Origin of the sequence: Streptomyces sp. ISL-100 (assembly GCF_018614615.1) — a bacterium.
Lineage (GTDB): Bacteria > Actinomycetota > Actinomycetes > Streptomycetales > Streptomycetaceae > Streptomyces.
The window spans coordinates 14,169-25,934 of record NZ_JAGGOK010000059.1 but is presented as its reverse complement, the minus strand read 5'-3'; the positions used below and the strand labels follow the sequence as shown (position 1 = coordinate 25,934).

The 11,766-nt window shown below is 70.0% G+C and carries 10 protein-coding genes; 7 read left to right on the top strand and 3 right to left on the bottom strand.

The window, feature by feature from the left end:
• Window positions 1-38: 38 nt before the first annotated feature.
• The 7 genes from J7E89_RS25740 to J7E89_RS41055 all read left to right on the top strand — a co-directional run bounded on the left by J7E89_RS25740 (window position 39) and on the right by J7E89_RS41055 (window position 8,307).
• Window positions 39-2,585: a bifunctional SulP family inorganic anion transporter/carbonic anhydrase gene (locus J7E89_RS25740; RefSeq protein WP_214976819.1), complete on the top strand. Its 2,547-nt coding sequence runs from the start codon at window positions 39-41 to the stop codon at window positions 2,583-2,585.
• Window positions 2,586-2,615: 30 nt separating this feature from the next.
• Entirely contained in the window at window positions 2,616-2,738 is a 123-nt protein-coding gene (locus tag J7E89_RS41885) for a hypothetical protein (RefSeq protein WP_285439286.1), read from the top strand.
• 78 nt (window positions 2,739-2,816) lie between these two features.
• On the top strand, window positions 2,817-4,784 hold the full coding sequence (gene acs, locus J7E89_RS25735) for an acetate--CoA ligase (RefSeq protein ID WP_214976818.1): 1,968 nt from the start codon (window positions 2,817-2,819) through the stop codon (window positions 4,782-4,784).
• A 183-nt stretch (window positions 4,785-4,967) separates the two neighbouring features.
• Window positions 4,968-6,446 (top strand): Na+/H+ antiporter NhaA, encoded by a 1,479-nt coding sequence (gene nhaA / locus J7E89_RS25730; RefSeq protein ID WP_214976817.1) that lies wholly within the window; start codon window positions 4,968-4,970, stop codon window positions 6,444-6,446.
• 84 nt (window positions 6,447-6,530) lie between these two features.
• Window positions 6,531-6,995, top strand: coding sequence for a phage holin family protein (locus tag J7E89_RS25725; protein ID WP_214976816.1), 465 nt, complete (start codon window positions 6,531-6,533; stop codon window positions 6,993-6,995).
• Window positions 6,992-7,990, top strand: coding sequence for an alpha/beta fold hydrolase (locus tag J7E89_RS25720; protein ID WP_214976815.1), 999 nt, complete (start codon window positions 6,992-6,994; stop codon window positions 7,988-7,990). The genes J7E89_RS25725 and J7E89_RS25720 overlap by 4 nt, the downstream gene beginning before the upstream one ends.
• A gap of 128 nt (window positions 7,991-8,118) precedes the next feature.
• Window positions 8,119-8,307, top strand: coding sequence for a hypothetical protein (locus J7E89_RS41055; protein ID WP_251061080.1), 189 nt, complete (start codon window positions 8,119-8,121; stop codon window positions 8,305-8,307).
• A gap of 37 nt (window positions 8,308-8,344) precedes the next feature.
• Here the strand turns inward: J7E89_RS41055 and J7E89_RS25715 are convergent, their stop codons facing one another.
• From J7E89_RS25715 to J7E89_RS25705, 3 genes are read right to left on the bottom strand one after another with little or no spacing between them, the layout of a single operon-like run.
• Window positions 8,345-9,718: a 6-phospho-beta-glucosidase gene (locus J7E89_RS25715; protein WP_214976814.1), complete on the bottom strand. Its 1,374-nt coding sequence runs from the start codon at window positions 9,716-9,718 to the stop codon at window positions 8,345-8,347.
• Between the two features lie 47 nt (window positions 9,719-9,765).
• Window positions 9,766-10,965, bottom strand: a complete 1,200-nt coding sequence (locus J7E89_RS25710; RefSeq protein WP_214976813.1) for a MarP family serine protease — start codon at window positions 10,963-10,965, stop codon at window positions 9,766-9,768.
• Window positions 10,966-10,977: 12 nt separating this feature from the next.
• Complete coding sequence (locus tag J7E89_RS25705) at window positions 10,978-11,748, bottom strand: CoA pyrophosphatase (RefSeq protein ID WP_214976812.1); 771 nt, start codon at window positions 11,746-11,748, stop codon at window positions 10,978-10,980.
• Window positions 11,749-11,766 lie beyond the last annotated feature (18 nt).

Genomic DNA, 11,766 nt, shown 5'->3' with positions numbered 1-11,766 from the left:
CATTCCGCGACCGCGCTGCCCCGGAGGAGACGGGAACCATGTCTGCCTGCGTCCCCACCCGCACCGACCACTCTTCGAGCGCCACCGGCGCATCCCGATCCGAGCGTCCGCACAGTCCGCCGACCGGTGACGGCCACCGGCGCCGCTTCCGTATCGCGGGAGCGGACATGTCCGCCTCGATTTCCGTCTTCCTGATCGCGCTGCCGCTTTCCCTGGGCATCGCCCTGGCCACCGGCGCTCCGCTCCAGGCCGGCCTGGTCGCCGCCGCCGTCGGCGGCCTCGTCGCCGGCCTGTTCGGCGGCGCTCCCCTCCAGGTCAGCGGACCGGCCGCCGGCCTCACGGTGGTCACGGCCGACCTGATCCAGCAGTACGGCTGGCGCACGACCTGCGCCATCACCGTCCTCGCCGGCCTCGCCCAACTCGTACTGTCCGCAGTGCGCGTGGCCCGTTCCGCCCTCGCCGTCAGCCCGGCGATCGTGCACGGCATGCTGGCCGGCATCGGCGTCACCATCGCCCTCTCCCAACTGCACATCGTCCTGGGAGGCACCCCGCAGAGCTCCGCCGTCGACAACGTGCGGGGCATGCCCGCTCAATTGGCCAACCTGCACGGACCGGCAATCCTGGTCAGCGCGCTCACCGTCACCGTGTTGCTCCTGTGGCCGCACATTCCCGGGCGTACGGGCCGGATCGCCCACCAGGTCCCGGCCGCCCTCGTCGCGGTGCTCGCCGGTGCCGCGCTCGCCGCGCTGACCCGGATGAAGGTGCCGCGCGTCGACCTGCCGTCCTGGAGCAGTCATGCGCTGCCGGAGCTGCCGGAAGGGCCGGTGCTCGGCATCGCCGCGGCCGTGCTCACCGTCACGCTGGTCACGAGCGTGCAGTCGTTGCTGTCGGCTGTCGCCGTCGACAAGTTGGTGTCCGCCCGCAAGACGCCGCCGGCCGAAGGGACGCGTTCCAACCTCGACCGCGAACTGGCGGGCCAGGGCGCCGCGAACATCGTGTCCGGGGCGCTCGGCGGACTTCCGGTCGCCGGTGTCGCCGTACGCAGCGTCGCCAATGTGTCGGCAGGCGCGGTCAGCCGGCACTCCACGATGCTGCACGGAGTGTGGATCGTTCTTGCCGCGCTCTTCCTGGTGCCGGTCATCGATCTGATCCCGCTGCCCGCGCTCGCCGCGCTGGTGATGGTCATCGGCTTCCAGATGGTGAGCGTCGCGCACATCCGCAGCGCCTCCCGCCACCGGGAGATGCTGGTTTACGTGGTGACGGTCGCCGGAGTCGTTCTCCTCGGTGTACTGGAAGGTGTGGCGATGGGGATCGGGGTGGCGGTCGCCGTCGCGCTCCACCGGCTGGCCAAGACACATGTCACCACGGAGACGACGGCCGACAGCGTCCATCACATCAGGGTGCGCGGCCAGTTGACCTTCCTGGCCGTGCCCCGGCTGAGCCGCGCCCTGAACCAGGTGCCCCACGGGGCCGACGCGGTCGTCGAGCTGGACGGCTCCTTCATGGACCACGCGGCGTACGAAACGCTCCAGGACTGGAAGGACGCCCATGCCGCGCAAGGCGGCCGGGTGGAAATCACCGGACGCTCGGGCCACCGGTTCACCGGACCGGCCTCCGGCCCGGGTTCTCCCGACTTGGCCGACTTCGCCTACCCCGATTTCGCCGGCTCAGCCGACTCGGCCGGTCCCGCCCGCTCCACGCAGTCCGCCCACACCTGCTGCCGGCCGTGGACACCCTGGCGCAACCACCACTGTGACGACCATGCCACCGCCCCCTCGGCCGTCAGGCCGGGCTCGACGGCCGGCAGTGCGGGCCAACTCGCCACCGGGCTCAGCGCGTTCCAGCGCAACACGGCGCCACTGGTGCGTGACGAGCTGGCCCGGCTCGCCCGTGAGGGGCAGACGCCGTCGCAGCTGTTCATCACGTGCGCCGACTCCCGGCTGGTCACGAGCATGATCACGTCGAGTGGCCCCGGTGACCTCTTCACCGTACGCAACGTCGGCAATCTGGTCCCGCCGCCCGGTGCGGAGAGCACGGACGACTCGGTCGGGGCGGCCATCGAGTACGCCGTGGACGTACTGAAGGTCCAGTCCATCACCGTTTGCGGCCACTCCGGCTGCGGCGCGATGCAGGCCCTGCTCAATACGCCGATCAACACTCCGCTCAACACTCCGCCGGACGACGCCCAGACGCCACTGCGGCGCTGGCTGCGGCACGGTGCGCCCAGCCTGGAGCGGATGAGGAGCAGGAAACACTCCTGGGCGAGGATCTCGGGGCGGCTGCCGGCCGATGCGATCGAGCAGCTCTGCCTGACCAATGTGGTCCAGCAGTTGGAGCATCTGCGTACGCACGAGGCGGTACGGCGGCGGCTAGCCGAGGGCACGCTCGAACTGCACGGCATGTACTTCCATGTCGGCGAGGCCCAGGCGTATCTGCTCCAGGACAGTATGCGGATCGGCGAGACCTGCGAGGTCTTCGACCGGGTCGGCCCGTCCGACGCGGAAGGCCCAGAAGGCTCGGATGGCTCTGAAGGCTCGGATGGCTCTGAAGGCCCAGAAAGCTCACTTGAAGAGTCGCGCGCCTGAACCGATCCGCCTCCGCGTCCGTGAGACCGTATGGCCCCTCCCCGCACCGCCCTGCGAGGAGGGGCCGTACGCCGCACCGCAGTCACCGCGGCCACCGCCGCCGCCAACACCGGACCGGACCGGATGCGGCCCAGCCGCAGCTCACAGGTCTAAACCAATTCCCGGAAGGCTCTTGTCACCCGGGCACGGGCCTGATGAGCTAGGGCACGGGACACATCGGACGCCCTGGGAATGGGAGATGTCGTGAGCAACGAAAGCCTGGCCAACCTCATGAAGGAGGAGCGCCGCTTCGCGCCGCCTGCCGAGCTGGCCGCGAACGCCAACGTCACGGCGGAGGCGTACGAGCAGGCCGAGGCAGACAGGCTGGGCTTCTGGGCCGAGCAGGCCCGGCGGCTCACCTGGGCCACCGAGCCGACCGAGACGCTGGACTGGTCGAACCCGCCGTTCGCGAAGTGGTTCGCCGACGGCGAGCTCAACGTCGCGTACAACTGCGTGGACCGCCACGTCGAGGCGGGCCACGGCGACCGCGTCGCCATCCACTTCGAGGGCGAGCCCGGCGACAGCCGCGCGATCACCTACGCCGAGCTCAAAGACGAGGTCTCGCGCGCCGCCAACGCCCTTACAGAGCTGGGCGTACAGAAGGGCGACCGGGTCGCCGTCTATCTGCCGATGATTCCCGAGGCCGCCGTGGCGATGCTGGCCTGCGCCCGCATCGGAGCCGCGCACTCGGTCGTCTTCGGCGGCTTCTCGGCCGACGCCGTCGCCTCCCGGATCCAGGACGCCGACGCCAAGCTCGTCATCACCGCGGACGGCGGCTACCGGCGCACCAAGCCCACCGCCCTCAAGCCCGCCATCGACGAGGCCGTCGCCAAGTGCCCGCAGGTGGAGCACGTTCTGGTCGTACGCCGCACGGGTCAGGACACCGCGTGGGACGACAGCCGCGACGTGTGGTGGGACGAAATCGTCGGCCGTCAGTCCGCCGAGCACACCCCCGAGGCCTTCGGCGCAGAACACCCGCTCTTCATCCTCTACACGTCCGGCACGACGGGTAAGCCGAAGGGCATCCTGCACACCTCCGGCGGCTACCTCACCCAGGCCGCGTACACCCACCACGCCGTCTTCGACCTCAAGCCGGAGACCGACGTCTACTGGTGCACGGCCGACATCGGCTGGGTGACCGGCCATTCGTACATCGTGTACGGGCCGCTCGCCAACGGCGCGACGCAGGTCATGTACGAGGGCACGCCCGACACCCCGCACCAGGGCCGCTTCTGGGAAATCATCCAGAAGTACGGCGTCACGATCCTCTACACCGCGCCGACCGCGATCCGCACGTTCATGAAGTGGGGAGACGACATCCCCGCCAAGTTCGACCTGAGCAGTCTCCGCATCCTCGGTTCGGTCGGCGAGCCGATCAATCCCGAGGCATGGATCTGGTACCGCGAGCACATCGGCGCCGGCAAGACGCCGATCGTGGACACCTGGTGGCAGACCGAGACCGGCGCGATGATGATTTCGCCCCTGCCCGGCGTCACCGAGACCAAGCCCGGCTCCGCCCAGCGCGCGCTGCCCGGCATCAGCGCGACCGTCGTGGACGACGAGGCGAACGAGGTCCCGAACGGGGGCGGCGGCTACCTCGTCCTCACCGAGCCCTGGCCCTCCATGCTCCGTACGATCTGGGGGGACGACCAGCGCTTCATCGACACGTACTGGTCCCGCTTCCCCGGCAAGTACTTCGCGGGCGACGGCGCCAAGAAGGACGACGACGGCGACATCTGGCTGCTCGGCCGGGTCGACGACGTGATGCTGGTGTCCGGCCACAACATCTCGACCACCGAGGTCGAGTCGGCGCTCGTGTCCCACCCGTCGGTCGCCGAGGCGGCAGTTGTCGGCGCGGCCGACGAGACGACCGGTCAGGCCATCGTCGCCTTCGTGATCCTGCGCGGTACGGCGTCCGAAACGGACACTCTCGTCGCCGAGCTCCGCCACCACGTGGGCGCCACCCTCGGCCCGATCGCGAAGCCCAAGCGGATCCTCCCGGTGGCCGAACTGCCCAAGACCCGCTCCGGCAAAATCATGCGGCGGCTACTGCGGGACGTCGCAGAAAACCGGCAACTGGGCGATGTCACCACACTCACCGACTCCTCGGTGATGGACCTGATCCAGACAAAGCTCCCGAGCGCGTCCAGCGAGGACTGACGACCGCGTCAGTACACGCACAGAACGGGCACCCGGCTCCCCGCGCCGGGTGCCCGTTCTGCTCATTTTTGTTCGTAAAGTGACGGTTCACCGGATTACGCCCTTGCATGCCCCCGGTAGAGTGTCTGTTCGCGTAAGGAACGCGTCAAAACTCCAGAGGTGTGCCGGGAAGTCTGGTCGGCAATGTGCTCCATGCTGCCCACCGACCGGAGGTTCCACCCCGTGACCGCGCCCCGCCCGACCACGCCGCCGTCCCCGCCCGGCCCGCCGACCGCGCCCGGCCCCCGCAAGTTCCTCGGACGGCTCTCCCTGCCCGAGCGCACGTACGTCGCGGACGCGCTGCGCACCGAAACCGTCGGCGGCGTACTGCTCCTCATCGCGGCGATAGTGGCGCTGATCTGGGCGAACACCGGACTCAGCGACAGCTACGAGTCCGTACGCGCCTTCCACATCGGCCCCGCCTCCCTCGGCCTCGACCTCTCCGTCCAGCACTGGGCCGCCGACGGCCTCCTCGCCGTCTTCTTCTTCGTCGCGGGCATCGAGCTCAAGCGCGAACTCGTCGCCGGCGAACTCCGCGACCCCAAGGCCGCCGCGCTCCCCGTCATCGCCGCCCTCAGCGGCATGGTGGCGCCGGCCCTCGTGTACGTCCTGGTCAACGTGACCGGGGACGGGTCCCTGGACGGCTGGGCGGTCCCGACCGCCACCGACATCGCCTTCGCGCTCGCCGTCCTCGCGGTCATCGGCACCTCGCTGCCGTCCGCGCTGCGCGCCTTCCTGCTCACTCTGGCCGTCGTCGACGACCTGTTCGCGATCCTGATCATCGCCATCTTCTTCACCAGCGACCTCAACTTCCTCGCACTCGGCGGCGCGGTCGTGGGTCTGGCCGTCTTCTGGCTGCTGCTGCGGGGACGCGTGCGCGGCTGGTACCTCTACGTACCGCTCGCCCTGGTGATCTGGGGCCTGATGTACAACAGCGGCGTCCACGCCACCATCGCCGGTGTCGCGATGGGCCTGATGCTGCGCTGCACCCGGGACGAGAACGGCGAGGCGCACTCCCCCGGCGAGTACATCGAGCACCTCGTACGACCCATCTCGGCCGGGATCGCCGTGCCCCTGTTCGCGCTGTTCTCCGCCGGGGTCACCGTCTCCGGCAAGGCGGTCGGCGACGTATTCACCCGGCCCGAAACCCTCGGCGTCGTCCTCGGCCTGGTGGTCGGCAAGGCCGTCGGCATCTTCGGCGGTACGTGGCTGGCGGCCCGCTTCACAAGGGCCGAGCTCAACGACGACCTCGCCTGGCCCGACGTCTTCGCCGTCGCCTCGCTGGCGGGCATCGGCTTCACGGTCTCGCTGCTCATCGGCGAACTGGCCTTCACCGGGAACGCCGAGCTGACCGACCAGGTCAAGGCTTCCGTACTCCTCGGGTCGCTGATCGCCGCCGTACTTTCCGGGATTCTGCTCAAGCTGCGGGTACGCAAGTACCGCGCGATGGTCGAGGACGAGGAGCGCGACGAGGACCGGGACGGCATTCCGGACATCTACGAGCTCGACCAGCCCGAGTACCACCTGCGGATGGCCGCGATCTACGAGGAGAAGGCCGCGGAGCACCGCAAGCTGGCGGAACTCGCGAGGGCTTCCAGCGGCAAGGACGACAGTCCGGCATGATTCGACATCAGATCAAGCCCCAGAAAACGCAGCAGACGTAGTACACGTACTACACGTAGAAGACGTATGAAGAGGGAGAGAGCTATGAGCGACCCCGCCCGCACGGCGACAGCCGACAGCGTCGACCGCAGCCTCGGCCAGTTGGTCGCATCGGCGACCGCCGAGATGTCCGCACTCATGCACGACGAGATCGCACTGGCCAAGGCCGAGCTGCGGCAGGACGCCAAGCGCGTCGGCATGGGCGGTACGGCCATTGGTGTCGCGGGGGTGTTCGCGCTCTTTTCGCTGCCGGTGCTGAGCTTCGCCGCGTCGTACGGCATCCACAACCTGGGGCTCGGGCTCGCCTGGTCCTTCCTGATCGTCGGCGGAGCGTTTCTGCTGCTGGCGGGCCTGCTGGCGCTGATCGCCGTCTTGAAGTTCAAGAAGGTCAAGCCGCCGGAGAAGAGCATCGCCTCGGCCAAGCAGACGGCAGCCGTACTCCAGGGCGTCAAGCCTCATCCGCGCCGGGTCGGTGACAAGGCAGTGGCTGTGGCACGCTCGTCCACATGACCGTCCCAGATTCCGGCTCCGGCGCGACCGCTCCTGCTCCCGCCTCTGCTCCAGCCCCTGCTCCGGCTCCGGCTCCGGCTCTCGCTTCCGCTTCTGTCGTACGCCCCGACGGCCCGTGGACCCACCGCGATGTCGCGGCCAACGGCGCGCGCTTCCACATCGCGGAAGTCGGGGACGGGCCGCTCGTGCTGCTGCTGCACGGTTTCCCGCAGTTCTGGTGGACGTGGCGGCACCAGATGACCGCGCTCGCCGACGCCGGGTTCCGGGCCGTCGCGATGGACCTGCGGGGCGTGGGCGGCAGCGACCGTACGCCGCGGGGTTACGACCCGGCGAACCTCGCGCTCGACATCACCGGCGTGGTGCGCTCGCTCGGCGAGCCGGACGCGGCGCTCGTCGGGCACGACCTGGGCGGGTACCTGGCGTGGACGGCGGCCGTGATGCGGCCCAAGCTGGTGCGCCGGCTCGTGGTCTCGTCGATGCCGCATCCCCGGCGCTGGCGCTCGGCGATGCTCTCCGACCTGTCGCAGACGCGGGCCGGATCGTACGTCTGGGGCTTCCAGCGGCCGTGGCTGCCCGAGCGTCAGCTGATGGCGGACGACGCGGCGTTGGTGGGCCGGCTGGTCCGGGAATGGTCGGGGCCGCGGCTGCCGGACGACGAGGACGTCGACGTATACCGGCGTGCGATGTCGATTCCGTCGACGGCGCACTGCTCGGTCGAGCCGTACCGGTGGATGGTGCGGTCGATGGCGCGGCCGGACGGCATCCAGTTCAACCGGCGTATGAAGCGGCCGGTACGGGTGCCGACGCTGCATCTGCACGGATCGCTGGACCCGGTGATGCGTACGCGCAGCGCGGCGGGTTCCGGCGAGTACGTCGAAGCGCCGTACCGGTGGCGGCTGTTCGACGGTCTCGGCCACTTCCCGCACGAGGAGGATCCGGCGGCTTTCTCGACCGAGCTGGTCAACTGGCTGAAGGATCCCGAGCCCGACCGGTGAGCGTCGGCCACCGACCACTGACGCCCGCATGAACGCTTGTCCTACGAACAGCCAATTGCCTGACGCATAGGCCAATTGGCTGTCCCCGACGCGATTACGGACCTTGGGGCACGGGCAAACGTCGGGGTATGGGCTGGACGCACGACTACGGTGACGCAGCACGCAACCGCCGCTCGGCCACAGCGCTGAGCACCCACGAAGGGGGCGGTCCGCAGGATCAGGGCCACGGCCCGCCTTCCCGCGCGATCGGGATCCCACGCATCCTCCGCCGCCGTGCCCGCTGGGTCTCGGCGCGGCTGCGTCACCCTCGCGACTGAAGCTACGGAAACTACTGACGCTCCGAATCGACCGAAGCTACCGAGCCCCGGACTTGAGGTAATCGAGTCCGGGGTGCGCGCTCCGGTAGCCGTCGAGCAGCTTCCGTGCCACCCCGACCGAGTCGACGAGCGGGTGCAGGGCGAACGCCTTCACCGCTGCCCGCGCCGACCCGCTCTCCCCCGCTTCCAGAACGCACCGTTCCACCGCCTTGACCGCGGCCACCAAGCCCGCCTCATGGCCGGTCAGCGGTGATACGGCGACGGGGCGGGCGCCGGTCGCGTCGACCAGGCACGGGACTTCGATGACGGCTGCCTCGTCGAGCAGCGACAGGGTGCCGCGGTTGCGGACGTTGAGGATGAGGGTGGCGCGTTCGTCGCGGGCGATGGCCCGCATCAGGGCGAGCGCGACGTACTCGTAGCCACCGGACTCCAGGTCGTCGGCGGCGCGCTCGCCCGCGCCCGCTGCCTCCCGGTTCTCCGCCATGTAGGTGGCTTCGCGCTCGGCGCGCGTACGGTCCCACGCGGCCAGGGCGCCGGACGCCGACGTACGGTCCGCCATGTCCTCGTAGAAGCGCGCCTGCTGGTCGCGGAGGAAGGCGCCGCGGGTCTGCTTCGCCTCGCGGTAGGCGGCGACCGTCTCGCGGTTGAAGTAGTAGTAGTGCAGGTATTCGTTGGGAACGGAGCCGAGCGAGCGCAGCCACTCGGCTCCGAAGAGGCGGCCCTCCTCGAAGGAGGTCAGCGCACTCTCGTCGTCGAAGAGGGCCGGGAGCAGGTTGTCGCGGCCGGGTTCGACGTCGGCGTACACCCCCCGCAGCCAGCCGAGGTGGTTAAGTCCGACGTAGTCGAGCCGCGCCCGCGCCGGGTCGGCGATGCCCAGCACGCGGGCGACGCGGCGGCCGAGGCCCACGGGTGAGTCGCAGATGCCGATGACGCGGTCGCCGAGGTGGCGGGACATGGCCTCGGTGACCAAGCCGGCCGGGTTGGTGAAGTTGATGACCCAGGCGTCGGGCGCGAGCCGCGCCACGCGTCGCGCGATGTCGACGGCCACCGGGACCGTACGCAATCCGTACGCGATGCCTCCCGCGCCGACCGTCTCCTGGCCCAGGACGCCTTCGGCGAGTGCGACGCGCTCGTCGGCGGCCCTGCCTTCCAGGCCGCCGACCCGGATGGCTGAGAAGACGAAGTCGGCGCCGCCCAGGGCGTCGTCGAGGTCGGTGGTCACGGTCACGGACGGCGCGTCCGGTACACCGTCGGCCTGGTCGGCCAGAACACGGCCGATGGCCGTCAGGCGGGCTTGGTCCACGTCGTGGAGGGTGACGTGGGTGACACGGCCCTCGGCGCGGTCGCGCAGCAGCGCGCCGTACACGAGGGGAACGCGGAAGCCGCCGCCGCCGAGGATCGTCAGACGCATGTGATGGTGATCCGGCCTCTCAGTGCGTTCCTGTCAGTGCGTGCCTGTCAGAGCGCGCATGCCTGGCTGTCGACCTGCTGGTTGGCGGCGCGGCCGAGGCGGATGTCCTCGCGGACCTCGTCGGCCGTCAGGGCGTACCCCGTGTCGGCGTCGTCGAGGGACTTGGCGAAGACGACGCCGTAGACCTTGCCGTCGGGCGTCAGCAGCGGGCCGCCCGAATTGCCCTGCCGGACGGTCGCGAAGAGCGAGTAGACATCGCGCTGAACCGTTCCGCGGTGGTAGATGTCGGGGCCGTTGGCGTTGATCCGGCCGCGGACGCGGGCGGACCGGACGTCGTACGCGCCGTTCTCCGGGAAGCCCGCGACGATCGCGCCGTTGCCGCTGCGGGCGTCGGTGTCCGTGAACTGGAGCGCCGGGGCGTCGAGGTTCGGCACGTCCAGTACGGCGATGTCGCGCTCCCAGTCGTAGAGCACCACCGTGGCGTCGTAGCGGCGACCCTCGCCGCCGATCTGCACGGTCGGTTCGTCGACGCCGCCGACAACGTGCGCGTTCGTCATGACACGGCGCTTGTCGAAGACGAAGCCGGTGCCTTCGAGGACCTTGCCGCAGCTCTGCGCCGTACCGACGACCTTGACGATGGACTTCTTGGCGCGGGCGGCGACCGGGCTGCCGGCGAGCGCCGGATCCGGGGCCTGGACCTCGGTGATCGGCTCGTTGGAGAAGGGGCTGAAGACCTGCGGGAAGCCGTTCTGCGCGAGGACGGACGTGAAGTCCGTGAACCACATGCTCGCCTGGTCGGGCATCACCCGCGAGACGCCGAGCAGCACCTTGGAGTTACGGACCTCCTTGCCCAGCGTGGGCAGCGAGGTGCCGGCGAGAGCGGAGCCGATCAGCCAGGCGACCAGGAGCATCGCGACGACGTTGACGAGGGCGCCGCCCGAGGCGTCCAGGACGCGGGCCGGCGACCAGGTGATGTATCTGCGGAGCTTGTTGCCGAGGTGGGTGGTGAAGGCCTGGCCCACCGAGGCGCACACGATCACGACGATGACCGCGACGACGGCGGCCGTCGAACTGACCTCCGATCCGTCGGTCAGCTGGTCCCACAGGAACGGCAGCAGATAGACCGCGACGATGCCACCGCCGAGGAAGCCGATCACCGACAGAATGCCGACGACGAATCCCTGTCGGTACCCGACGATCGCGAACCACACCGCCGCGACCAGCAACAAGATGTCCAGGACGTTCACGAGGCCACCCTGTCACGCGTGCCAGTCGAGCGGGACCTGCCGGGAGCGGTCCCAGGGCCGCTCCCATCCTGCGTAGTGAAGAATCTTGTCGATCACGCCGGCCGTGAAACCCCAGACCAGAGCGGGTCCCGCCAGGAACGCCGGGCCGCTGTGCCCGCGCGGGTGCACGCTCGTCACGCGGTTGGCCGGATCCGTGAGATCCGCCACGGGGATCGTGAAGACGCTCGCTGTCTCAGCCGAATCGACGACGCCGACGGGGCTCGGCTCGCGCCACCAGCCGAGGACGGGCGTCACGACGAAGTTGCTGACGGGGATGTAGAGGCGGGGCAGTACGCCGAAGACCTGGACGCCGGAGGGATCGAGTCCGGTTTCCTCCTCGGCCTCGCGGAGCGCGGCGCGCAGCGGGCCCGTCGTCTCCGGATCACCGTCGGCGGGGTCGAGGGCGCCGCCGGGGAAGCTCAGCTGCCCCGCGTGCGAGCGGAGGCTTCCCGCCCGCTCCATGAGCAGCAGCTCAGGACCTTTCTCGCCCTCGCCGAAGAGAATCAGTACGGCCGACTGGCGTCCGGCGCCGCTCTCCGGCGGCAGGAAACGGCTGAGCTGCTCGGGGCGTACGGACCGGGCGACGTCGGCCACCGGATCGAGCCACGGGGGCAGCCCACGGCTCGTCACGGCGACTTCGGACAGGCCGGCCGCCTCTGCGGTCCCGGCTACCCCAGCCACCCCGGCCGTACCGGCAGCCGTCCCGGTCGTCCGGCCGTCGTATGTCTCGCTCCCACGCGTCATAGGCACCCCCGTCGTCAC